This window comes from Anaerostipes sp. AF04-45, from assembly GCF_003461725.1.
GTDB lineage: Bacteria > Bacillota > Clostridia > Lachnospirales > Lachnospiraceae > Anaerostipes > Anaerostipes caccae.
Genome location: NZ_QTXQ01000013.1, coordinates 38,814 through 65,268, shown reverse-complemented (window position 1 = coordinate 65,268; position 26,455 = coordinate 38,814). Strand labels below are relative to the sequence as shown.

Genomic DNA, 26,455 nt, shown 5'->3' with positions numbered 1-26,455 from the left:
TTAATTTGCGGTAGAATTGCAGTCGGTTGGAACTTTAATTCGCCGCCCGACAACAAACAACCATAGAACTTTTTTTGACTTATCAGAGGAAGAGTCACAAATACAAATGTTTTCGACAGGTCGATATATACTTTGGAAAAGCGATATAAATGTTGGAAAAAACCATTTTATGTTTGGCTCAGGTAGTTTTGAAAAACAGAAAGAAAATAGAAAAGAGTTTTTATTAAAACATACTTCTTTGGGAATAGAAGAACAAGAAGTTATAAATTCTATACAATACTTTAATTCACATAACGGGTATATTGGTCTTTTCGCAGTTACCGGGTTTTCGGGGTTGTTATTATTTATTCTTATTTTGTTCCAAAAAATTCGTAATATGGATGAAATAAGCTGCCAAAAATGGTGTTTGCCGTTAAGTTATTTTTTTATCATTAATTTATTTGAGGACTATTATTTACGAACTCCAGTTTTTCTATTTGTTTGCCTGTTTTTTATGGCTATATTTTTAGGGATGGGTAGTAAAAATAAACTGATCCCCAAAAGTTAGACCTAAAAATCTAACGATTGGAGGTCTGTTTTTATGATAAAATATAGTTGCGAAGTCAAGAAAAAAGGCATCCATCGCAAAGAAATACAGTGTTCCTTCGGGGGAATCTGTGTAGATATGGGCCCATGTATATGAAACACTTGGTGACAATGGCCTAATAGGATTGCCATCTCCAAGGATGGTCAGAAGAATCTCAAATAATTATAAGGAGACAATTTAAAACTTAGAGTCGGGAATTCCTATTTAAAAGAACTGGAGAGGCTGCGTTTAGAGAAAGAAGCTCATCTGAGAGAACAGTAAGAATAGATTTCAGAATGATGAAAGAACCATCTCTCTTAATATAGGGCTTCCGAAAGCGACCTATGTGCCCTGGAAAAACAGCTTGACAGATATGATCCTGATGCATCTTTGAATGGGCCATTACAGAAATCTGAGAAGCAAACAAAGACTTTTGTCATGAGAAAATAGCAGCAAACTTTTTTAAGAGGGTGGTACAGTTACGGGAAAGCTGTCTGGGTGATCTTTTTAATAAGGAAGAGGAAGAATCCAACAAGAGTTTAATAGCAGAACTTTCTTAAAGGGTTAAGTGTTTATGTTTGTCCATAATGAGAACCTGAAATCAATACCATCATCACGAGATAAGAACATACCAAAATTTGCAAGAAAACATCCATGGTAATATTTGTAAGGAAAATTTCTGCAGGGGATGCTATAGGAAATGGAATTTAAATATTCTATTTAGCTAGTTATTGATTTGAGAGAAATGGAAACAAGCATAATTTACAAAAGAATGAAATAATGTTATAATTCCGATGTATAAATTGAATTTGGTGAAAAAATAAAAAGCTGTATGTAGATGACAGATAATTTTATTTAGAATCACATATCTGAGGCTTGATTAGAGGATGATCAATTATTTTTATATTGAAATTATTTTAAAAAAATTAAGTCTTAAGATAAAAGATTAAGGAAAGGACAGGTATATGGAGAGAATAGCTGTATTGATTCCCTGTTACAATGAGGAGAAAACAATTAAAAAAGTGATTAATGATTGGCAAAGGGAAATACCAGAAGCTAAAATATATGTATATGACAATAATTCAGCAGATAATACTGCTGATATTGCTAAACAAGCAGGAGCGATTGTCCGGCATGAGTATCAGCAGGGAAAAGGTAATGTTATTCGCCGTATGTTCCGTGAGATTGATGCAGAGTGTTATATTATAATTGATGGGGATGATACCTATCCGGCAGAGTTTGGACAAGAGATGGCTGATAAAGTTTTGAAAAAAAATGTTGATATGGTTGTTGGGGATCGTTTATCTTCTACATATTTCGAAGAAAATAAACGACCATTTCATAATATGGGAAATAGTTTGGTGAGAGGAACTATTAATCGGCTGTTTAAAAGTAATATCAGGGATATTATGACAGGATATAGGGCGTTTAGCTATCAGTTTGTTAAGACATTTCCGGTTTTGTCCAAAGGATTCGAAATTGAAACAGAGATGAGCATTCATGCAGTAGACAAAAATATGCTGGTAGAAAATGTTATTATTGACTACAGAGATCGACCTGAAGGAAGTGAATCAAAATTAAACACATATTCAGATGGAATTAAAGTTCTCTTTACAATATTAAGATTATATAAAAATTATAAACCATTGGGCTTTTTTGGCGGAATGTCAATTTTATTACTTATAATTTCAGCGATTATGTTTGTTCCGGTTCTTGTTACTTATTTGCGGACCGGTCTTGTACCAAATTTCCCAACACTAATTGTTAGCGGATTTATTGCACTGTCAGCAATACAGTCTTTTTTTGCAGGACTGATATTGACAACATTAGTGCAAAAAAACAAACAGGACTTTGAATTTAAATTGCAGATGTTAGGGAAGTACGATGAAAGTAAGTAAGAGTTTTAATCGAAAAACTGTTATCACCTTAATTTTAGCAATGGTTACGTCAGCGCTTCAAGTTTTAGGATACAGTTTTTCAAAGCAAAACAATTGGAACTTAGTATTTGAGAATGGTATGATTCATAGTAAAGCCATTGCAATTTGGCTTTTATTAACGTTCATATTTTTTTGCCTTATATCTATGTTGTTTAGACTATTGGAGAAAGGAAATGTTGATAATCAAGAGGAATATAGAATTAATACGAAAGATATTATAAAGATTACCTTGATATTAGTTGTTTGCTGGTTACCTTATATCATTCTCATGTATCCATGTTCAGCAAACCCGGATGTGAGAGATCAATTAGGACAGGTATTTCATGACAGCACGATGTGTTGGACTAGAAAGTATGTAAATTTATCAAATCCGGCTGTATCTTATTGGAATAATCATCATCCGGTAGGGCACACTTTGATTTTGGGATTCTTTGCGAAATTAGGGGAAGCAATACATAGTGTACGCTTTGGACTTTTTATGATGATGTTGTTTCAGATGATTTTAATGGCGTTGATATTTGCTTATATTATTTGTTTTTTGAAGGAAAGGGGCACTTCAAAAACAATAAAAGTTTTAGTTATCATTTTTTATGCCTTTTGGCCTTTGATACCACTTACGACAGCATCACTATGTAAAGATACGTTGTTTACTATTTTTCTTTTAATTGCGACGCTTTGTATAGTTCGGATGTTTGAAAATCCACAAAAGTTTTATAGAAGAAAGAGAAATCTCGCGGGAATAATTATTGTTTTTATTTTACAGGGATTAATGAGGAATAATGGGCTGTATTTGTTACTATTACTTTTTCCGATATCATTGTTTTTTGGAAAAAATGCGAGAAAATATGTTTGTATCAGTTACTTGATCCCGATATTGTTTTTAGGAGTTGTTATGCCGAAAGGTGTTTTTAAAATTGCTAATATAGCTCCAGGGAGTGAAAAGGAAATGCTGAGTGTGCCATTGCAACAAATGGCAAGACTGTTAAAAGAGCATGGTTCTCAGGTTTCAAAAAAAGATAAAGAAATAATTGAGTATGTAATGTGTCCTGGAGAAGACTATTCTGTTTTAGTAAAACGATATAACCCGAGACAGTCCGATCCTGTAAAATATAGTTATAATTTGAATCTTACCGAGAATGATAAAAAAACTTTTTTTAAGATATGGTTTAAATATTTAAAAAAGTATCCAAATGTATATATTCAGTCAGCAATGAATAATTGCTATGAATATTTTTATTATGAGCGCTATGGACGTGAAACTTATTACAATGGAATTCAGGTACAAGGGCAGCCTTTTATGGGCATTACAAATGTTAGTAAATTTAAGAATGCAAGAGAAACATTGGTTAAAATTATGGATCAAATCCAGAAAAATCCATATATTGGATGGACTGTAAATATCGGATTCTATATGAATTTGCTTATTGTTTTATTATCTTATTGTGTTATTAAGAAGAAATATCATTTATTTTGGGCTTATGGGTTAATTACCTTTAATATCTTGATAAGTTTGCTTGGACCAGTCGTTTATATGAGATACGCATATTTTTTTATTGTTAGTATTCCATTGCTTTTGGGACTGATAACTGGCAAAGAGGAGAGAAAAGTGAATGAAGTTTACAAAAACTAACACATTGCAGATAAAGGGGATAGCCATAGTCTTGATGTTGTTTCATCATTGTTTTTTGAATGCAGAAAGATGGGCAACTGTTCCGTATGAAATGCTTGAGAAAGTAAAGGAATTGGAGTATTATCCTATTTCCTTTGTTCCCTTTTCTTCTCATACAATACAGTATCTTGCAAGCTTTTCAAAAATCTGTGTAGCGATGTTTGTATTTATGACCGGTTATGGTATGTATACAGATTATAAGCAAAAAGAAGAGGGAATGAATATTAAAAATTATGTTCTAAATCGGTGGCTATCTTTAATGTCAGGATTTCTTATTATATTTTTCATCATACAGTTGCTGTCGATTTTTACAGGAAGATATGCACAAGTATATGGAAATGATTGGACATCTATCTTTTATTTTGTTTTAGATGGCTTGGGACTTGGGAAGTTAATGGGTACGCCCTTATTTTGTTTGACATGGTGGTATATGAGTTTGGCGATTCTTTTGATTTTGCTTTTTCCATTTTTGTATAAACTGATCGGGGAATATAAATGGATTGTACTATTAGGGTCTATAGCAATACCGAGGGCATTAGGATTTACTCAGACAGATTTAGTTCGATATTCATTTGCCTATATATTGGGAATGTACTTTTCTGAACAGAACTTATTAGTAACATTAAAGTTAAAGCTCTTAAAAGGTGGAGCATTTTTTAAAATATTCAAATTTATAATCCTTACTTTAGGACTTGCAATGATTATTAAATGTAGACAAAATGCTTGGATTGGTTGGAAATTTCTTGATTTTTGGGATGGTTTTGCTGCTGTTTATGTGATTGTTTTCTCATATGTATACATTTCTGACATGAAAGTTATAAATAAAGTATTAGAGTTTTTAGGAAAGCATTCTATGAATATTTTTTTAATACATTCTTTTTTTCGAGATATATTCTTTCATAAATTTATATATTCATTTTATTATGCTTGGTTAGACTATCTGGTATTGCTATTTATATCTTTAATAGCATCTATTGCATTAGAGCGGTTTAAAAAAATAATACGATATCAAGTGGTTGTAAATAATTTACGGAAGTTGTTGATAAGAGATTATAAATAATATTGTGTAATTAAAAGAAGATGGATTAGATAAATTTAAAAAATGTGAATTTAAATTTCCTTCAAAGAAAACAACATGATATAATTTGAATTATGTAACAAGAACAGACGAAATTTAAGAGGTGTGAAAATGAATGACGTTAAAGTAAGTGTGATTATACCGATTTATAATGTCGAAGAATATTTAGAAGAATGCCTGATGTCAGTAGTGCACCAGACTCTGGATGGGATACAGGCAATCATGATTGATGATGGATCATTGGACAGAAGCAGTGATATTGCCAAGGATTTTGCAGATCGATACGATAATTTTGAATATATTAGGCAGGTCAACGGTGGGCTGGGAAATGCCCGTAATACAGGAATTCAATATGCTAAAGGGAAATATATTATTTTTTTAGACTCTGATGATATAGTACCGGATGATGCTTATGAGAGAATGTATTTGGCCGCAGAGAGAAACCACAGTGATATGGTGGTTGGACATGTATCTCGATTTAATTCCAAAAAAGAAAGAGTATCAAATTTACATGAACTTGCCTTTCAAAAATATTTAGACAAGACTCATATTACAGAAAATACAGATTTAATCTACGATACAACATCATGGAATAAGTTGATCCGTAAGGAATTTTGGGATAAATATAATTTTAAATTTCCAGAAAGAATCTTATATGAAGATATCCCGGTAACGATACCAATGCATTATCTGGCAGATAATGTGACAATGCTGCAGGATGTCTGTTACAGGTGGAGGATTCGGGATGGTGCGAATAAATCAATTACTCAAAGGGCAGATGATTTTACTAATTTAAGAGACAGAATTACAGTGCTTCGTATGGTAGACAAATTTTTTAAAGAGAATGTTACCGAAGAAAAACTGTGGGAAGAGAAACATTATAAATGGTTGTATATTGATTTGATGGTTTTTGTAAATACATGTATCTATCTTCCATCAGATAAAACAGAGGAAATGATTCAGATTCTCAGGGATTATATAAATGAGGCGATCCCTCTTGAAACAATAGATAAGCTTCCAGTAGTCTATCGTGAGAAATATCGTTGTATTATGAATGATGACGCCAAGAGGTTGGTGCAACTTCGTCAATATGAAGTGGATAATTATAAAAATATAAAAATAACAGAGAAGAAGGGTAAATATATAGGTCATTTTCCGAAGGATCTGATTCCAAAGGAGGATGCTGATATGGAATCAGCAATAAAAAAATGGAGATTGACCCACTTAATTGAAGATATTACCTGGAAAGATGATAAATGTATCATTGAAGGTTATATTTTTATTATGGGGCTGTCAGTTCCAAGACCAAATGTGCGAAAGCTCAATGCATATTTATTTAGAACGGATACAGGGGAGAAAATACCGCTTCAGACAGAAAGTATTGAATCAGCTTATGCAAATAAGAAGTTTGGATTTAGGATTGACAACGAGACCAAACAGTTTTATCTGAAGAACTATAAAGGTGCAGGGTATAGAATTACCATTGATGTAAAGAAAGATATTTTAGAGAAAAACATCGAGGGTGAATACTTTATCTTAATGACATATGAACGGGATCAATGGAAAAAAGAATTGATTCTGCGTGGAATCATGAAATCACTTCGTAAGAAACTAGACCATAAATCATATTTGAAGGAGCATCTGCATATAGAGTTAAGCACTACTTATCGTTTCGCTTTGAAGTTGAAGATTAGTAAATGTGAAGAACAAATTGAACATCGGGAAATTGTAAATCGTCATTTACAATTTAATCTGACAAAACCATTGGAAAAAATATATTTGTCAAGAGATCCATATGATGCTATAAAGCTTCCCGCTAACATCGATAAGAATATTGTTAAGATTGCTCTTGAGGATATACCAAGAGGAAAAGGATACTTGACCTTTAAAGAGGGGCATCAATATAAGCCAATTCTTAAGGAGAAGAGAGGAAGACAGTTTACTACTTATGGTACAGATCATATATTGGAAGAAATCACAGCAGATAATCGTTATTTTATCTCAAGGGATGTGATAGCGCCGGTTATTAGCAAAGTAAAGCATGATCAGAACTTATTTGAGTTTGTGATTGAAAAGGAATTATTAGATTCCGATTATATTCCTATAGCAGCTAAGCTGTATGTTGAAGACCAGAAAGTAGAAGAGCAGATACTGTTAGGAGAAGGGAAGGTCATTAAAGAGGGGAATAAAATTTTTGTGACAATTGTAGTAGATTTGAGTAAAGAGGTGATTACAAAAAATCTTTACTCAAAAAAAAGACAGGTGTTCATTTCATATAGATATGAAGATCAGACATTGACTTTCCCGGTAAAAAAGAAAACAATTGCTTTGGATGAAAAGTATTATACAAAGACAAGGCGATATCGTTTTGTTCTGGATTCAGAAGATGACTGTTTATATTTCAATACGCTGCGGTTAGAAGGCTTTTTTACAAGGAGTAAAAAGAAACGAGATTTCACGAATCGTTTTATTTATCCATTGCTTAGAAGACTCCCTATTAAAAGAAAATGGATTGTTTTTGAGTCTATGTGGGGAAGCAAATTTAGCTGTAATCCACGCTATTTGTATGAATACATTGACAAGTATCATCCTGATTATAAGTGTATATGGGTATTAAAAGATGAATGTACTCCTATTACTGGAAATGGAATAAGAGTAAGACGTCTGTCGTTTAAATATCTTTACTATATGGCAAGAGCAAAATATTTTGTGAATAATGTCAATTTTCATGATGCTTTTATAAAACGGAAAAACCAGGTCGAGGTGCAGACGATGCATGGAACCCCACTTAAAACAATTGGTCTTGATGTACCAGGGGATTTTCCGACGAAAAAAAGTGAACAGAAATATATTAAGAAATGTAAGAGATGGGACTATCTGATTGTACAAAGTAAATTTGTGGCAGATTTAGCGCCTTCGGCATTTCATTTTGATAAAACCATTATGGAAACGGGTTATCCAAGGACAGATATTTTGTATCAGTCTAACAATGAACCGGAAATGAACAGAATTAAAAAGCAACTGGGATTACCGACTGATAAGAAGGTCATAATGTATGCTCCAACCTGGAGAGTGAAGAACCGGTTTGAGCTGATGCTTGATCTGGAGAAAATGAAAGAACGTTTTTCGGATGATTATATACTGCTCCTCAGACTTCATCATTTTTCAGCCAAAGGCTGGAGTGGAGCAGCTCAAGACGGGTTTGTTTACGATCTGACCAATTATCAGTCGATTGAAGACTTATATATTATCACAGATATTTTAATTACAGATTATTCGTCCGTAATGTTTGATTATGCCGTTCTGAATCGGCCAATGATATTCTTTACGTATGATTTGGATGAATACAGGGACAAACTTCGTGGGTTTAATATTGACATTGAAAAAGAAGCGCCAGGACCATTATTATTTACTTCTGACGAGGTGCTGAACGCAATAGAACATCTCGATGAGGCAATGGATGAAGCGAGGGATCGGATTGACGCATTTCATAAACATTATATTGAATATGAGTGTGGTAATTCATCAGAGAAAGTATTTAAAATGATGCTTGGCAACTAGCAGCAATATGGGGAGGGTGTAAATGACCAAATCCATTGGAAAGAAATCATGCTTACTGGCATTTTTTATGGTCACGGTCTTATGTGTCAGCGCGCTTAAGATACACAGCAATGAGGTCGATGTACAGGCAAAAAAGAAGACTTATGCGATGACGGCAAAGTCAAAACCGATTAGTAAAAGATATTTGAAATCAAAGCTGTATACCAAAAAAACAAGGACATATTTTGCTCTGAGGGACCGTCTGGAACGTTTGGAAAAATCAAAAGGCGGAACAATTATTTTGAAAAAAGGGACATATTCTTTGACCAATGCAGTATATGTTCCGTCGAATGTTACGATTATTTTTAAAAACGGAGTAAAGTTTACGAAAGGGAAGTCTACGGGGGTTAAAGGATGGAAGGCCTCCAGTTCTATGTTTCAGCTCATTAAACCAAGTAAAAGCAAGAAAAAACGTGTCTACGGAAAATACAATGGAATGAAAAATATCACCTTTAGAGGGGAAGGAAATGCTGTCATTGATATGAAGTATTTTAATAAAGGGATTTCTATTATTACCGGACACAATAAAAACGTTACTATAACTGGTCTGACTTTTAAAAATATAAAAAGCGGACATTTTATTGAGATGGATGCAACAAAGAATGCAAAGATTACTGACTGTAAATTTTATAATGGAAAAGGTAATGCGAAAAAGGAAGCGATTAATTTAGATACTCCGGACAAAACGACCAGAGGCTATTCCCAGGAATGGAGCAAATTTGATAAAACACCGAATTATAAAGTAAATATCGAAAATTGTGAGTTTTCTAATTTGGGACGTTCCATTGGAACGCATCAGTATAGCGGAGGAAAGTATCACACATACGTAACGATTAAGAATTGTTCGATAAAAAAAATGAAAGAAGATGCTGTTCGGATGATGAATTGGAAGTATCCGGTTTTTATCAATAATTCTATTGATCATGTGGTATATAGCGGGAGAAATGGAATTATTGGTTCCGGTCTGATCTATCCGACAATTAAGAATAATACTTTTAAAAATATTAAGGGAAAAGCGATGCTTTTGGCGCCTTGGAAAAACAGTGGAGGCGGCAGTCAGTATGCTATTACCTATAATAAGTTTTCTAATAAGAATCTAATCGATTTAGGAGACAATGTTGGAGTTAACGTAAAAGAAAACTATGTAAAGATTGCATGGAAATATCAAGCATATGCAACTAAAAAATGTAAAGTTATATATTTGAAAGAAAATTAAGCAAGAAGCAGTTAAATGTCAGGAAGAGATTCCTGGCATTTGTTTTTGAAGAATTTAATCCATGAAAGATATTTTAAAAAACCAAATTAACTGCTATAATAAAAAGGATATATTGGCGAATGCTGAGGGCAATGGAGGAGAAAATGACATTAAAAAAGATGCACTTATTTCTTGCAGCAGAATTGTTGCTGATTTCTTTATATGCGGTTATGATTCCTGAGAGGCCTGTTCAGGCAGCGCAAAAGAAGACGATATTTATTATGGGGGATTCCAAATCTCGTTATTATTCTGACGAAGAAAGACCAAGAGATGGATGGGGACAAGAATTGGTTCATTATTTAAAAGGCGGGAAAGGTTCAACTGCAGAGTTTCCAAAAGAATACAGCGGTTATAGTGGCGTTGTCCGCCACAGACTTCAGAATTTAAATATCGAAAACTGGGGGCAAAGTTATGCCAGTGTTAAAACATTTCTTGACAGCGGAAGATTCTCGGGGATGCTTCAGCAGGTGAATAAAAATGATTATGTTATCATAGCTTTAGGCCATAATGATGCCAGACGTGAATATGCATCTCTCGGCAAATATAAGAAAAACTTAACATACTGTATAAAAATGATTCAGAAGAAAGGTGCAGAAGTGATTTTGGTTACAACACCGCCAAGGAATTTTACAAACGCGAAAAAAATAAGGATTAATGCAAAAGATTATTATTTGGCTACCAGAAAAATTGCAAAAAATTTTGGACTAAGCTGTATTGATTTAAATAAGAAATGTGTAGAGTATTTTAATTTTCGCGGCAAAAAGATTTGTAATGCTTGGTATATAAAATATAAGCCAGGGCAACATGCTGTGTATCCTAATGGAATTGATGATTCTACACATTTTAATCAGAAAGGTGCCAGGATTTTGGCAAAAATAGTAGCTGTGAGTATTCAGAATGACAGCAAACAAAAATTTTTGTCAAGTCAGTTTTCGATTCATACGAAAAAGTTATATAAAACATACTCAAAAGCTAAAAAATACAAGAAGAAAAATTATACGAAACGGACTTGGAAGAAATTTATCAAAGAGCGGAATAAAGCATGGAAGGTTTTGTATTCACCTGAGTCTGCGGACCAGCAGTGTAAAAGAACAGAAAAATCACTTAAAAAAGCGATGAAAGGTTTAAAAAAACATGGGTAAAATGAGTAAGATTATTCGATTTGTAAAAAGATTGTTTCCTAAAACTCCAAAAATGAAGTTTATGTATGCATGGTATTACAAACATGCAGCAGTTAAAGAACATCAGGCTCTTTTTGAGTCATTTCATGGAAAAGACGTTTCAGATTCACCGCTAGCGATTTTGCAGGATTTTTTAAAAATGCCGGAATCACAAAAATTCACAATATACTTTGCTACAAATGACATGCAGCGAGATCAAGAGTTTATTAATTCTATCGGATTAAAAGTAAAACTTGTAGATATCAGTACTTTTAAATATACAAAAGTACTTGCGACATCAAAGTATTTGATTAATAACAGTTCATTTCCGGCATACTTTATTCGCAGGCCGCAGCAGATATATCTGCAGACCTGGCATGGCACCCCTTTGAAGACATTGGGTAAAAAAATGAAATATGGAATTGAATCAATGTATAATGTACAGCATAATTTTTTGCATGCCAATTATATTATGTTTCCAAATGAGTTCACAAAAAAAGCTATTATGGAGGATTATAATTTAGAATCCCTGTACACCGGGAAAGTGATCATGAATGGGTATCCAAGAAACAGCATCTTCATGAACAAAGAGAAAGCAGAAGAAGTACGTGAAAAGCTTGGAAATGATCAATATACCACTCTTGCCTATATGCCTACCTGGAGAGGAAAAAGCAATCATGATGTAGATACAGCGCAATACAGTAAAGAAGTCAATAAATTATTAACATATTTAGATGATAATTTAAAATCTCATCAAAAGCTGTATGTGAATTTTCATCCAATGGTGCAAAAGTTTATAAAATTGGATGATTATAAACATATTTATTCTTTTCCACAGGGGGTTGATAAGTATGAATTTTTGAACAGTGTGGATGCATTAATTACAGATTATTCCAGTGTTTTTTTCGACTATTCTATTACAAGAAAACCCGTTATATTATATATGTATGATTATGATGAATATATGCACGACCGGGGAATGTATTTTGATATAAAAGAATTGCCGTTTCGGAAAATATATGATGCACAGACTCTGTTGAATTGTATCGTAAAGGAAGAATTTCGAAATGACAGCTATGATCACGATGATGAATATATTCAGAAGTATATTCAATATGATTCAGCTGATGCAAGTCGCAAGATGGCAGAATTGGTATTCCGTGAAAGTGATTGTGGGATGCCGGTAGTCAATTATTGTAATAATTTGGAGAAAAAGAGGAATATACTGTATTATCCGGAAATAAAAAAGCCAGAAGCTATTGATACCATTGCAAAAATTGTTGATAAAAATAAAGATGTCGTGATTTTTGAAAAAAGATTTTTTAATCCGGAACTGAGCAGTTATCTGCACGATAACTACCGGGATGATTTTGATTTTATTTTTATCACAAGAACTCTGCCAAGAACTTATTTTGAGGAGCTCGTTCGGAAAAAAAGCAAAAAAATCAGCGACAAACTGCATCTAAGAGAAGTAAAACGTTGTTTTGCAGAGCTGAATGTTGATCCGAAGTTTAAGAAAAATTATTATCATGGAGAAGCAGGAGAAACCTATCATCTGGGAAAAACAAAGAATCTTGCTGCAACGATGTTTGTAGAGAGTGATGGTCTTCATATTGATTTTGCCAATGCAAAACAGAAAAAGATTACGAAACTTCTTGTGGTGAATTTTCATGAGAAGATTATATGGACAAGACAGCTCACAGAACAAGAAAAAGAGAGTAATCAGGTTATAGAAAATTTTTATGAAATCATGAACTCACAACTTGTAGCAGAAAAGGCGAGGTATCTTTTAATGCTGGAAGTAGAGGAGGCTGGGAAAAAAGTTCCGTATTATCTAAAAGATCAAACTGATTATAAAAAAAGGATGGGGGAGTTTGGGGAGCTTGATAAGCAGTCAATTTATCTTGAGGCAATACCGTATCAGCATGTGTTTTATAGAAATTGCGATGAGCCGGCTGAAGGAGGAGTCATACCCTATGTGAACTCAGAAACAGGTCGTTTTGCATTGTTTTTTGCAACGAAGCAGCAGCAGTTAAGAAATACCATTCGTGGCCGTGTTATGAAGTTAAGACTGCACAATTCACTGGTGAAAATGACACTGAAGTTTAAAAAACAGAAGAGTGCCAAAATAAAGGATGTTATTTTCTCTTACCGCAATCCAGTAGAAGACTTAAAATATTCGTTTGATTATCAGGTGAGAGAGAAAAATGGATTTTGGTTTATTGATGCAGAAATAGATGTATCCAAGATACAAATGGAAGAGTTGTTTTGGGATGTTTTTTTAGTATTAGAAAAAGATGGTATTGAGTTAAATCTTTGGGCATATTTAAGCAGAATCCGGCGGCTTAGCTTTCTACTGTTAAATTACCAGGCATTTGCGGATAAAAATCATATTTGTTTTCCATATTCTACAATTACGTGCAAGTTGGCATTTACCTATAGAGAAGTGACAGAGTTTGACGGAATGAATACAAGACTGAAGGAATTGTTTGCTTTTGGAATATATATTTTATTTTATCCTTATTGGAAGAGAAAACGAATTTGGCTTGTTTTTGAAAAGTTTTGTTCAATGGCGCAGGACAATGGATATTACTTTTTTAAATACTGTATGGATAAACTGCCGGAAAGCCGCAGACATATGTACTTCATTTTAAGTAAAGACTCAGCTGATTTTAAAAAACTTAAGGATTATGGAGAAAATGTATTGCCTTTTATGAGCTTAAAACATATATTATATAGTTTAGCGGCGAATCTCTATATTGCTTCTGATTCTAAGAAACATCTTTATACGTGGAGAACAAAACCAAGTATTATTGCCAACAGGATTTCCAAGCATGATATTCTGTTTCTGCAGCATGGGGTCACTGCATTAAAGCGAGTAGATCATATTTTCGGACGAAAAGGCTCCAGTGCTATGACTTACTTTACAACGACATCTAAGTTTGAACAAAAAATTATTACAGAGAATTTTGGTTATGCTGCAGAGGATGCTCCGATTCTTGGATTTACCCGGTGGGATGTACTGGAAGATAAATCGAATGCAGAGGAAAAAATCATTCTTGCCATGCCAACATGGCGTGCATGGCTGGAGGAGCGCAGTGCAGAAGAATTCAAAAAAAGCGATTATTATTTTAATTATATGAAGCTTCTTCAAAGTGAAAAACTAGCGCGGTTATTGAAAGAAAATAATGTTAATTTGATTTTTTATATACATCCTAAATTTAAAGATTACCTTGGGGAATTTAATGTCAGTGGTGATCATATTGAACTGATTCCGTTTGGAAGCAGGCCGCTAAATGAAATCATGATGAAATGTTCTATGCTGATTACGGATTATTCCAGTGTGTGCTGGGATGTATATTACATGAGGAAACCGGTTTTATTCTATCAGTTTGATTATGATATGTATATGCAGGCACACGGCAGTTATATTGATATGGAGCATGATTTATTTGGTGAGCGATATGTCGAATATACTGAACTGATAAACGGTATCGAGGCTTATATCCGCAAGGATTTTGAAATTAAAGAAAAGGATGCAGAAAATATTGATTACTATTTTGAATACCGGGATGCGCATAACAGTAAGAGAACGTATGACTATATTATAGGGAAAGGTTACTAGAAAAAGGAAAGCACCATGGAAAAGAAAAAGCGAATTAAATATATTGATCTTGCCAAAGCCTTAGGCATTTTGATGGTTACATGGGGACATATTACGAAGCTTGGGAATCCTGTAGATACATGGGGAGCTTCATTTAAGATTCCGATTTTTTTTATAACGGCTGGTTATTTGGTCTGTTACACTAACTCTTATGAGGAATTGACTTTGAAAAGATATGTCTGGAAGTTATTTAAGTCATTATTAATCCCGTATTTTGTGTTCAGCACTGCCTCTATCGGATTTCGTTTTGCATCCATGGTTATGAAGCATGCAGTTGATATGGCATCCATTAAATCTTATCTTTATGCAACCGTAAGCTTTAGAGGTGCGTTTGCTTTATGGTTTCTGCCAGTTTTAATGCTTGGAGAGATTTTATTTTTCTGTGTAATGAAGTATCTGCCTAAGTGGATGCGTATCTTTATGTTAATACTGCCGTTAGTTTTTACATGGAAGTTTACAGAACTGTTTGGACAGTGGAAAGTTTCCATGGATCCACTGATGTTTGAAAGAATATCTTTTCTGACATTGACCATAGCAAGATCGGTGGTTGCTGTATGGTTTCTGTATATGGGTTATTTAGGATGCCGGTTGTGGCAGAAAACTAAAAATTGTTATTTTCGATTTGGAGTCGGAATCTTGTTCAGTGGTCTGAATATTGTAACATCCCAAATAAATCCAGGTGTAGATTTTAATAATATGGCTATAGGCATCCATCCGTGGCTTTTCTTTGTAAATGCAGTGATCGCCTCTTTTGGAATTTTATTAGTGTTTGAATTCCTTGAACAATATTTGAACTTTACGGTTCTGAATTTTCTTGGAAAAAATTCACTGATTTTAATGGTGACGCAAAGACCTTTCTATATTATCTCTACAGCGGCGGCAGGATGGAAAATAATTTCCGGGATGCCAGGAGTTTTAGCATGGAGATACTATATTGACTGCCTGGGAATTCTAGCTATTGTCTTAATTATTGAATACTCCATAATTACGTTTATCAATAAGAAGGCTGGTTTTGTCATAGGAAAGTTTTAAGAAGCGGGGAGTGTATAATGCCGTTGTCCAAATGTGTTATTGAATATTTAGGCATTCAATAGTATAATAGTCGAAGAATGTTCAAAAAATGGAGAATAAAAAGTGAAAACATACATTGAGAATTTTAAAAAGTACAGATTCCTGTTGTGGGAATTAGTAAAGAAAGGCGTCAAATTGAAATACCGGCGTTCATACCTTGGAATTTTATGGACGCTATTGGAGCCGTTATTGACAATGATCGTATTGACGATTGTGTTTGGATCTATGTTTGGAAATCCGGATCCAACGTTCCCGGTTTATATTTTGACGGGGCGGTTATTATACAGCTTTTTTTCTTCTGCTACCAGTGGTGCGATGAAATCCATACGCGGCAATGCGGGAATGATTAAAAAAGTGTATGTCCCAAAGTATATTTATCCATTGTCCAGTGTTTTGTTCAATTATATTATTTTTATGCTCTCACTTGTTGTATTGGTAGTTGTTGCAATTGTATTAAAAGTGTATCCAACCATATATTTAGTTCAAGCTCTAATTCCGCTTGCATTAATACTAATTACCGCATTTGGTGTCGGCATGATTTTATCGACAATGGCAGTGTTTTTCCGGGATTTGGAATATCTTTGGACCGTGGCACTTATGCTGATCATGTATTCTTCTGCAATTTTTTATCCAGCTGAAAGACTGTTGAATAAGCCTGGAATTTATGGGTATGTCCTGAAGGCAAATCCATTATATCTTTTGATTCATAATTTTAGACAAGCAGTATATGGGCGGCCGATGAATATGAAATTTTTGGCGGTATCTGCGATATTTGCCGTTGTATCTGTGGTTGTAGGACTTATATTCTTTTATAAGAAGCAGGATGAGTTTATTTTGCATATCTAGGGGGCTGCTATGGCAAAAAAGGAAGTTTTGAGAGTCGAACACGTTGGCATGAAATTTAATTTGAGTCAGGAAAAGGTCGATGATCTGAAAGATTATATAATAAAATTAATAAAAGGCCAATTAAAATATAATGAATTTTGGGCATTGAAGGATATAAATTTTACGTTGAGGAAAGGCGACCGTTTAGGGATTTTGGGACTAAATGGAGCAGGGAAGAGTACATTGCTGAAAGTGATTGCAGGCGTTCTTAAACCCAGTGAAGGCAGCGTGGCTACAAAAGGTAAGATTGCTCCATTATTGGAATTGGGAGCTGGATTTGACCAGCAGTATACCGGACGGGAAAATATATATTTGTATGGTGCAGTTCTCGGCTTTTCAAAGAAATTTTTAGACGAAAAGTTTGATGAAATTGTAGAATTTTCTGAATTGGGAAGATTTATTGATGTACCGGTAAAAAATTATTCTTCCGGAATGAAATCAAGACTGGGATTTTCGGTTGCAACTTTGGTAGAACCGGATATTCTTATCTTAGACGAGGTCTTATCAGTAGGAGATGCTAAGTTTCGAAGAAAAAGCGAAGCAAAGATTATGAGTATGTTTGACAAAGGAGTGACGGTACTGTTTGTATCGCATTCTCTGGAGCAGGTAAAACGTCTTTGCAATAAGGCAATTTTGTTGGAAAAAGGACAGATTATTTCAAGTGGAAGCATAGAAGAAGTTAGTACAGTATATGAGGAAAAAACCAAGTAAATACTGGGAGGTATCTAATGAAGAAAGTCATTACTTATGGAACGTTTGATTTACTGCATGCAGGTCATATTAATTTGTTAAGAAGGGCAAAAGAACTTGGAGACTACTTGATCGTAGTTGTCTCTACTGATGAATTTAACTGGAATGAAAAACGTAAAAAGTGTTATTTTAGTTATGAGGAACGCAAAAAATTGGTAGAGGCTGTCCGCTATGTCGATTTGGTTATTCCAGAGAATAATTGGGAACAGAAGGTTTCTGATGTTCAGGAGTATCACGTGGATACATTCGTTATGGGAGATGATTGGGTAGGAAAGTTCGATTTTTTAAAAGAGTATTGTGATGTGGTATATTTGCCTAGGACAGAAGGCATTTCCACAACAAAGATAAAGCAGGATCTTGGACTGGTTGGAAAGCAGAAGGAAGAAGATTAAAGTTAGGAGGAAATGTTATGAGTGTACAGAAGGTTCGGAAAGCTGTAATCCCGGCGGCAGGCCTTGGAACAAGATTTTTACCTGCAACTAAGGCAATGCCCAAAGAGATGCTGCCTATTGTAGATACCCCTACAGTACAGTACATTGTTGAAGAGGCTGTAGAAAGCGGAATAGAAGAGATTCTTGTAATCACAAATTCAAATAAACACTGTATGGAAAACCACTTCGATAAGGATTATGAATTAGAAGCACGATTAACAGAATCCGGGAAAACTGCTCAGGTAAAGATGATCAATGATATTGCCAATTTGGCAAATATTTATTATGTACGTCAGAAAGAGCCGAAAGGGCTGGGACATGCTGTACTGTGTGCGAAGTCTTTTATTGGAAATGAGCCTTTTGCCGTACTTTTAGGGGATGATGTTGTTGTAAATAAAGGAGGTAAACCGGCATTAAAACAGCTGATCAATGCTTATGAGAGACATAAGGCTTCTGTTGTCGGAGTTCAGACAGTACCAAAAGATCAAGTGAACAAATATGGAATTGTGGCTCCAAATAAGAATGTGGCGGCAGATGGAAGAGCAGTTAAGCTTGATAATTTAATAGAAAAGCCAAATAAAGAAGAGGCACCGAGCCGGATGGCTGTATTGGGCCGTTATGTGCTGACTCCGGAAATTTTTGAATTATTGGAGGATCAGGGTGCCGGTGCAGGTGGAGAAATACAATTGACGGATGCTATTTGCCGTTTGATCGATACACAGGCAGTATATGCTTATGATTTTGAAGGTATCCGTTATGATGTTGGAGATAAATTTGGTTTTATTAAAGCAACGATTGATTTTGCGCTGGACCGTCCGGAATTAAGAGGTCAGGTAATGGAATATATCCAGTCAATAGCGAAATCAAAATAAGGAAAATGATAAACAGAGATAAAATTTAAGAGGAATTTCATCAATTTATAATTGGAGAAATTCTTCTTTTGTTTATGACGCGATAACGCGAAAGGATATAGAGTTATGCTAAATTTTGAGATTCAATGTGTATTTGCGGGAAAGGAGAAAAAGAAGAAGTTAACGGCAGTAATTAAAATTGTCATTGCAGTTCTGTTATTCGGATATTTTATATCTGTGAAAAAACTGTACGCTGTAGAAAATGATTTTTTTATGAAGCGATTTGTATTAGCAAGCTGTGCATTTGCAGTTCTTATCTTTCTTTCTGTCTTTAAGATTAAATTAGAGGAAAAAATCGATCATATATTCAGTGTTATTTTAGCAGCTGTCTCACCTATCTATGCATGGATTGTATCTGAATGGATTGTGAATGAAGCAAAATGTGCGGTTGCACCTACGGATATTTTTCATAAAGAGCCTCTATGGATTGCAATTAGTCTTGGATCAGTTGTACTGGTGTATCTTTTGCTGCTGTTTATTACAAATCGTATAGCAGCAGCGAGTCTGATTACGAGTATGTTGAGTATAGCATTGGGTTTTGCAGTTTTTATTGTGTATGAGCTGCGGGGAATCCCGATGATGGCTCCGGATATGTTGACTATAAAGACTGCAACCAGCGTTATGAATGATTATACGATACAATTATCCTATCTGCAGCTGATGGCAATTTTTGCTGCAGTCGGCTTATTTTATTTAATTCTCCAATTAGAACATAATAAAGTTTTTAAAACAGTCTCATTGCGTGCTGCTGCATTAACAATGACGATCATCTGCAGTGCGGTATTTGTTAATAAAATGGTGTATACGGATTTCATGGAAAAGAATAAGATAAATATCCGAATGTTCCGACCAATGGAAAGTTACCAGAAATATGGGGCGGCAGCGACATTTATTAGAAGTATTGGATACTGCATCGTGGATGAGCCGGAAGGCTACAGTGTTGCGAAAGTAAGAGAAATAATTTCAAAATATGAGAATGAAACAGAGAAGCAGAAAAAGAAACCGAAGACACCGAATATCATTACCATTGTAAATGAAACATTTGCTGATATTAAAGTTTTAGGAGACTTTAAGACAAATCAGGATTATATGCCATATTACCGCAGTTTGGTCAAAGGAGAGGACTGTGTATATGGATACACATATGCGTCTATTGTGGGAGGCCAGACAGCAAATACAGAATTTGAACTGCTGACAGGAGATACTCTTGGATTTTTGCCGCAGGGAACAACTGCGTTCCAGCTATATATCCATGGAGATACCCCGTCTTTAGTAAGTAATTTAAAATTGAATGGGTATACAGGGAATCAGGCGCTTCATCCTTTTAACCCATACAATTATAATCGGCCCACAGTATATAAATATTTAGGGTTTAGCGATTTTTTATCTAAATTTGATTTTCCGGAAAATGTGGAAAGAGTGCGGGAGTATATATCTGATAAAGCTGATATAGACAGAGTAATTTCAGAATATGAGAAATCACGTAAAAAAAGCGATGCCCCGTTTTTTATGTATAATATGACGATTCAGAATCACAGTCCGTATGATCAGGATTGGGATAATTTTAAACAGCCTATACAGATTGAAAAAAGCAAATATGATGACCAGGCAAACCGTTATCTGAATTTGATTAAATATTCTGATGACAGTTTAAAGCAGATTGTGGAATACTTTAAACGGGAAAAAGAACCAACCGTAGTTTTATTCCTGGGAGATCATCAGCCAAGACTGAAGGATAGTTTTCTAAATAAAATTACGAATGGAGAATATGAAAAGTGGTCTAGTGAGGATATGATGAAACGTTACCAGGTACCTTTTGTTATTTGGGCCAACTATGATATTGATAAACAATATATAAAAAAATCCAGTATGAATTATATACAAAGTATTATGTTAGATGCAGCTGGGGCAGAAATGACTGGTTATCAGAAATTTTTAAATAAAATTCGAGAACAAGTTCCAACAATTACGTCGAACGGATATTGGGGAGCAAATGGGAAGTTTTATCAGATTAAAGATAAGAATTCGCCGTATTATGATATAATAAATGAGTATCGTATTCTTCAGTACAATATGCTGTTTGATACAAAAAATCGTGTAAATTCGTTTTTTGAATTAAGAAAATAGAAAGAAGAAGGTATTTTTGTGAAACAATTTATTAAAGAGCTGACGATACAGATATATAAAGTTTTGACCTATTTGGTTCCTGTAGTCAAAAGGATAATTATCTTTCAGAGCAGCAATGGAAGAAATTATACAGGGAACCCAAGATATATTTATGAGGAAATGGTTCGGCAGGGACTGGATCAAGAATATCACTGCATTTGGTTTTTCTTTGATACAGATATAGAGGTTCCAGGAAAATGTAAAAAAATTCGCAATAACTATTTCCTATATTTCTGGTATTTAATGCGTGCAGGCGTTTGGGTATTTGATAGTCGGCAGCCATTGTATTTCCGGAAGAAAAAGAAAGTAGACTATATTCAGACATGGCATGGGACACCATTAAAAAAACTGGCCTTAGATATGAATAAGATGGATATGGGTGGCAATACAGATATTAAAGATTATCATGAGAAGTTTCGAAAAACCTGCGCTGACTGGGATTATCTTATTTCTCAGAATGCTTTTTCCACAGAAATATTCAAATCCTGTTTTGCTTTTACGGACAGGCCGATTTTGCAGATAGGATATCCCCGAAATGATATCTTAATCCGTGATAATAATAAGGAAGAAATTAATAAGTATAAAAAATTATTGGGACTGCCGTTGGATAAGAAGATTATTTTATATGCGCCTACTTGGAGGGATAATGAATACTTAGGAGAGGGGAAATATAAATTTGCCTCAAAGTTAGATTTTGATCTGGCCAGGGAACAGCTATCAGATGATTATATTTTTATTGTAAAATATCATTACTTAGTTTCTGATAAAATAGACTGGAGACCCTATAAAGGATTTGTTTATACATTTGATGAAACAAAGGATATAGCATGGCTGTATTTAGTTTCTGATATGTTAATAACAGATTATTCTTCTGTAATGTTTGATTACAGTTTATTGAAACGGCCAATGTTTTTCTTTGCCTATGATTTAGAAGATTATAGAGAAAATCTTCGTGGTTTTTATTTTGATTTTGCGAAGGAAGCACCTGGACCGATATCAAAGGACACAAAACAATTAATTGAGGATATCAAGGAGTATGATACTTCTCTTTGGACGGAAAAGAATGAAGCATATCGTCAAAAGTTCAACCATATAGATGATGGACACGCTTCCGAAAAAATTGTGGAATTAATTCAGAAAAATGGACGATAGCTTGTGTTTGCTCAAATAAAAGGAGGGTAGGGCTATGGTTACAATTCTATTAGCAACATATAATGGAGAGGATTATTTGAAGGCTCAATTAGAATCCATTGCTTCCCAGACATATGGAAACTGGAGGCTTGTCACAGGAGACGACGGGTCCTGTGACGGGACTCTGGGCATCTTGGAGGATTTTAGAACACGCTATCCGGATCAGGTAAAAATCATAAAGAATGAGCCTGCCACAGGAAGTGCCAGGAACAATTTTATCAATCTTCTGAGAAATGCACACGGACCGTATTTTATGTTCTGTGACCAGGATGATGTGTGGAAACGGGATAAAATTTATGAGACGATGAAGAAGATGGAGGCCATGGAGGAACGGTATGGGAAAGATACACCGATCCTCGTACACACGGATCTTTCAGTGGTAGACGAAAATCTGGAGATGATCGCAGAATCCTTCTTCCAGTATGCAAACCTGCCCAAAAGAATTGCATTAAATCAGCTGATTGTACAGAATTCTGTGACCGGATGCACGGCAATGATCAACCGGGCACTTCAGAAGTATTTCCTGCAGCCGCTTCCTATGGGTAAAATACTGATGCACGATTACTGGGCGGCTCTTGTCGCCAAGATTTTCGGAAGGATTGGTTTTGTCAATGAACCGACCATGTATTACAGGCAGCATGGAAATAATTCCGTGGGAGCGAAGAATTCAAAGAATCCCGTGTTTTTGATGCAGAGGCTCAAGGAGGGCAAAGAGTCCTACCGGAAGCAGATGATCAAATCTATGGAACAGATCCAGGGATTTGTAGAAACCTATGGGGAAGAGATCGAAGGCCTGGATGAATATAATCTTTTGAAAACTTATGGGAATCTATACTATAAAGGCAAGATGCGCAGACTTTTCTTTTACCGGAATCATCAGGTTCTGAAGGAAGGAAATATCCGTAAGCTGATGCAGTGGTTGTGGGGTTAGGGTGAGATGAAAAGTGGTATGAAGCTTATACTGAAATATATTGTGATGTACTTGTCGTGTCTCTGGCCCAGGAGCAGAAAGGTTTGGGTATTCGGCGCATGGCTCGGACAGCAGTTTGCCGACAATCCTAAATATCTGTTTATTGAGGCAAATCAGATGGACGGAATCCGGCCGGTCTGGATCACGAAAAATCCACGTGTTGTCAGGGAAGTGAGAGAGTTAGGTTATGAGGCTTACCTGTTTTCTGAACGGAAGGGGATTCTCTGTCAGCTCAGGGCGAAATATGCGGTGATGTGCAATGGAATCAGTGATCTGAATCATGCATTTCTCGGAAGAGCCGTATTTTTGAATGTCTGGCATGGAGTTCCGCTTAAGAAGATTGGATATGATGATACCAAGGGAAAAGACTGGGACAGCAGGGGACAGAAGATCCGGCGTAAGATTCAGCAGTTTCCTCTGGGAAGAGAGTATGTGGTGGCTACGAGCCGGACTTTTTCCGAGATTTATAAGAGTGCGTTCCGCCGTCCGGCGGAGCAGATCCTTACTTATGGACAGCCCAGGAATGATTTTTTCTACGACGATAAACATCTTTTTCCGGTGAATGAAAAACTGAGGAAGCGGCTTGAAGGTCAAAACGTGATTCTGTACGCACCTACACACCGGCAGGAAGGAAAGATTCCGTTTCCTTTAAGGGAGCATTTTGATTTAAAAAAGCTGGATGAATTCTGCCGGGATCATCAGATCCTGTTTATCATTCGCAGACATTTTTATCATATTCATGAGGAGGCAGATCTTTCGGATTATTCCAATATTGTGGATATGACAAAGGATTCGCTGGATATTCAGGAGCTGCTGATAGAAACGGATATACTGATCACCGATTACTCCAGCACATATATTGACTATCTGCTGCTGGACCGCCCGGTTATTTTCTATGATTTTGATTATGACAGCTATATTGAAAAGGACAGGGAGATGTATTTTCCTTATGATGAAGTGACACCGGGGATCAAGGCCGGGACCTTCGATGAATTAATGGAAGGCATGCGGCAGATCGTCTCGGGAACTGATGATTTTAAAGCAGACAGAAAAAAAGTCAGGGATCTTTTTTATTGTAAAAGAGGACAGAGAGAAGTGGGCCGGGCGCTTCTTGAAAAGATGCAGTTTTTGTAGATGATACGCAGGCTGAAAATTTCATATGCAGAAAAAGAGACAGCGAAAAGCTGATTCTCCGTAGATGAAACGGAGGATCAGCTTTTTTTCTTTCGCTGTTTAGAGAGTACTGCGCTAATGCATGAAAGTCTTTCCTATCTGATGGGAAATAGTCTGGTTGAGGGGTAAGAAAGGGGCATGGTATTCTTGAGACAAGATAAGAGGAACCATATAGTAAAAAAGGAGGAGAAACATATGAGAGCGGCTGTATATTATGCACCAAATGATTTAAGAATGGAAGACGTGGAAACCCCTGAGCCGGGGCCGGGGGAAATTTTGATGAAGAATATTTCGGCGCTGACATGCGGAACGGACTTGAAGCAGTATAAAAGAGGATATCCGAAATTCAAAGAAGGGCAGAAACTGATCTTTGGACACGAGAGTGCCGGAATTGTCGCCAAAGTAGGGGAGGGAGTAACCGGCTTCAAAGTGGGAGACAGGATCGCACCTCACAATTCTGCTCCGTGCAATAAGTGTTACTACTGTAAGATCGGGGAACACAGCATGTGTGAGGATCTGACCATGGTAAAGAGTGCCTGGGCGGAGTACCGGCTTCTTCCCGCGGCCATCGTGAGAGAGAATGTGTTTCATATTCCGGACCATATTTCCTTCCGTTCTGCTGCGCTACTGGAACCGCTGGGCAGTGCGGTCCATGGAATCACAGATGCAGATATTCAGCTGATGGATACTGTAGTGATCAACGGGGCGGGTCCACTGGGGCTTATGATGACAAAGCTTGCTAAACTCCGGGGCGCTTATGTTATCAGCACAGATAAAAATGCAAAACGCCTTGGGGTGGCCAGGGAACTGGGTGCTGACGTTACTATTGACATTTCTGAAACAGAGGATGTAGTGGAGGCTGTCAAAGGGCTGACTCCTTGCGGAAGAGGTGTTGATATAGCGATCGATGCTACCGGGGTCCCCGAGGTTTGGGAAAAAAATCTTTACATGGTCAGAAAAGCCGGGACTGTCCTTGAATTCGGAGGATGCAGGGGAGGAAGCCGGATCACGGTGGACACGACACTTCTTCATTACTCCCAGCTGACAGTGAAGGGAGTCTACCATACGACACCGAAGCTTGAGGAACAGGCATTCAGACTCATTGAAAGAGGGATTATCAGCGAGGATCTTTTTGTAAATGATACATATCCCCTGGAACAGTGTCTGGATGCGCTGAACTCCCATGCGGGAGGAGAAGTCATCAAAAATGAAATACGCTGTGACTTATAGAGATAAAAAATTGTGAATTCAAGGAGGAAACTATGGAAAAAGAGAGAGAGAAAAGGTCATTCAAGCTGCTATCGAGTGCAGTGACAAGAAGCTGATCCATGGGACTTCGGGAAATGTTTCGATCGCCTGCAGAGAAGAGGGGGTCATGGTGATTACACCCAGCGGGATACCATATGAGGAGATCACACCGGATATGGTGCCGGTGATCGATCTTGCCACAGGGGAATGGACAGAGGGAAAATGCAAACCGTCCACAGAAGCACCGATGCACCGCCTGATTTTTCTGAATAAAGTAAAGATGGAAGCGGTCGTACATACACATTCTCCTTTTGCCACCGCCATGTCGATTCTGGTGGAAGAGCTTCCGGCGGTGGCCGCTGCTTCTGCACCGTATTCTCCGGTGAAAGTGGCACCGTTTGAAATACCGGGGTCGCAGGAGATCGCAGAAGCGGCAGTGAAGGCTATGGGCGACCACAATGTGGTGTGTTTACTGGAAAATCACGGTCTGATCGCTGCGGGAAGAAATGTCTCCCAGGCGATGAGCATTGCAGAATATGTAGAGGAAAATTCACAGATAGCATATTACACCTATGTGGCAGGAAAAATGAAGCCTTTACCGGAATCGGGCTATAAGATCATGCATGACCGGGCAGTAAAGAAGCTTGGATTAGAATAAGAGAGACAATTTATAAAGAGTGGAAAAAAATACCTGAAGGATGAGCGGAACTGAGGTGATAAGATAAAAAAAA

Annotated in this window: 19 protein-coding genes; all 19 read left to right on the top strand. The window is 36.1% G+C overall.

Going from position 1 to position 26,455, the window contains the following annotated elements:
* Positions 1-16 precede the first annotated feature (16 nt).
* The 19 genes from DWV34_RS15310 to DWV34_RS15220 all read left to right on the top strand — a co-directional run bounded on the left by DWV34_RS15310 (position 17) and on the right by DWV34_RS15220 (position 26,382).
* Positions 17-547: an O-antigen ligase family protein gene (locus DWV34_RS15310; RefSeq protein WP_147342264.1), complete on the top strand. Its 531-nt coding sequence runs from the start codon at positions 17-19 to the stop codon at positions 545-547.
* 983 nt (positions 548-1,530) lie between these two features.
* Positions 1,531-2,463, top strand: a complete 933-nt coding sequence (locus tag DWV34_RS15305) for a glycosyltransferase family 2 protein (protein WP_022261076.1) — start codon at positions 1,531-1,533, stop codon at positions 2,461-2,463.
* Complete coding sequence (locus DWV34_RS15300) at positions 2,450-4,132, top strand: DUF6020 family protein (RefSeq protein WP_009290639.1); 1,683 nt, start codon at positions 2,450-2,452, stop codon at positions 4,130-4,132. Before DWV34_RS15305 ends, DWV34_RS15300 begins: the two co-directional genes overlap by 14 nt.
* Positions 4,113-5,231 carry an acyltransferase family protein gene (locus DWV34_RS15295; protein WP_022261077.1) on the top strand — a complete coding sequence of 373 codons (1,119 nt, stop codon included), beginning with the start codon at positions 4,113-4,115 and terminating at the stop codon, positions 5,229-5,231. The genes DWV34_RS15300 and DWV34_RS15295 overlap by 20 nt, the downstream gene beginning before the upstream one ends.
* A gap of 129 nt (positions 5,232-5,360) precedes the next feature.
* The gene (locus tag DWV34_RS15290) at positions 5,361-8,810 is read left to right on the top strand and encodes a bifunctional glycosyltransferase/CDP-glycerol:glycerophosphate glycerophosphotransferase (RefSeq protein WP_022261078.1); all 3,450 of its coding nucleotides are present in this window, start codon (positions 5,361-5,363) and stop codon (positions 8,808-8,810) included.
* A 250-nt stretch (positions 8,811-9,060) separates the two neighbouring features.
* On the top strand, positions 9,061-10,065 hold the full coding sequence (locus DWV34_RS15285) for a right-handed parallel beta-helix repeat-containing protein (protein ID WP_147342263.1): 1,005 nt from the start codon (positions 9,061-9,063) through the stop codon (positions 10,063-10,065).
* 143 nt (positions 10,066-10,208) lie between these two features.
* Entirely contained in the window at positions 10,209-11,246 is a 1,038-nt protein-coding gene (locus tag DWV34_RS15280) for an SGNH/GDSL hydrolase family protein (RefSeq protein WP_158565695.1), read from the top strand.
* Entirely contained in the window at positions 11,239-14,889 is a 3,651-nt protein-coding gene (locus tag DWV34_RS15275; RefSeq protein WP_022261081.1) for a CDP-glycerol glycerophosphotransferase family protein, read from the top strand. Before DWV34_RS15280 ends, DWV34_RS15275 begins: the two co-directional genes overlap by 8 nt.
* A gap of 15 nt (positions 14,890-14,904) precedes the next feature.
* Positions 14,905-15,960, top strand: a complete 1,056-nt coding sequence (locus tag DWV34_RS15270; protein WP_009290648.1) for an acyltransferase family protein — start codon at positions 14,905-14,907, stop codon at positions 15,958-15,960.
* Positions 15,961-16,062: 102 nt separating this feature from the next.
* Positions 16,063-16,845 carry an ABC transporter permease gene (locus DWV34_RS15265; RefSeq protein WP_022261082.1) on the top strand — a complete coding sequence of 261 codons (783 nt, stop codon included), beginning with the start codon at positions 16,063-16,065 and terminating at the stop codon, positions 16,843-16,845.
* Positions 16,846-16,854: 9 nt separating this feature from the next.
* Positions 16,855-17,595 carry an ABC transporter ATP-binding protein gene (locus tag DWV34_RS15260; RefSeq protein WP_009290650.1) on the top strand — a complete coding sequence of 247 codons (741 nt, stop codon included), beginning with the start codon at positions 16,855-16,857 and terminating at the stop codon, positions 17,593-17,595.
* Between the two features lie 17 nt (positions 17,596-17,612).
* Positions 17,613-18,026 (top strand): glycerol-3-phosphate cytidylyltransferase, encoded by a 414-nt coding sequence (tagD, locus tag DWV34_RS15255; protein ID WP_009290651.1) that lies wholly within the window; start codon positions 17,613-17,615, stop codon positions 18,024-18,026.
* A 17-nt stretch (positions 18,027-18,043) separates the two neighbouring features.
* Positions 18,044-18,937 carry a UTP--glucose-1-phosphate uridylyltransferase GalU gene (gene galU, locus DWV34_RS15250; protein WP_009290652.1) on the top strand — a complete coding sequence of 298 codons (894 nt, stop codon included), beginning with the start codon at positions 18,044-18,046 and terminating at the stop codon, positions 18,935-18,937.
* Positions 18,938-19,042: 105 nt separating this feature from the next.
* On the top strand, positions 19,043-21,103 hold the full coding sequence (locus DWV34_RS15245; RefSeq protein WP_009290653.1) for an LTA synthase family protein: 2,061 nt from the start codon (positions 19,043-19,045) through the stop codon (positions 21,101-21,103).
* An 18-nt stretch (positions 21,104-21,121) separates the two neighbouring features.
* Positions 21,122-22,294: a CDP-glycerol glycerophosphotransferase family protein gene (locus DWV34_RS15240; RefSeq protein ID WP_118476601.1), complete on the top strand. Its 1,173-nt coding sequence runs from the start codon at positions 21,122-21,124 to the stop codon at positions 22,292-22,294.
* A gap of 34 nt (positions 22,295-22,328) precedes the next feature.
* The gene (locus tag DWV34_RS15235) at positions 22,329-23,264 is read left to right on the top strand and encodes a glycosyltransferase family 2 protein (RefSeq protein WP_006565691.1); all 936 of its coding nucleotides are present in this window, start codon (positions 22,329-22,331) and stop codon (positions 23,262-23,264) included.
* Between the two features lie 6 nt (positions 23,265-23,270).
* Positions 23,271-24,437, top strand: coding sequence for a CDP-glycerol glycerophosphotransferase family protein (locus DWV34_RS15230; protein ID WP_009290655.1), 1,167 nt, complete (start codon positions 23,271-23,273; stop codon positions 24,435-24,437).
* A gap of 234 nt (positions 24,438-24,671) precedes the next feature.
* Positions 24,672-25,706: a zinc-binding dehydrogenase gene (locus tag DWV34_RS15225; protein ID WP_022261084.1), complete on the top strand. Its 1,035-nt coding sequence runs from the start codon at positions 24,672-24,674 to the stop codon at positions 25,704-25,706.
* Between the two features lie 16 nt (positions 25,707-25,722).
* Positions 25,723-26,382, top strand: coding sequence for a class II aldolase/adducin family protein (locus DWV34_RS15220; RefSeq protein ID WP_039930621.1), 660 nt, complete (start codon positions 25,723-25,725; stop codon positions 26,380-26,382).
* Positions 26,383-26,455: the final 73 nt, after the last annotated feature.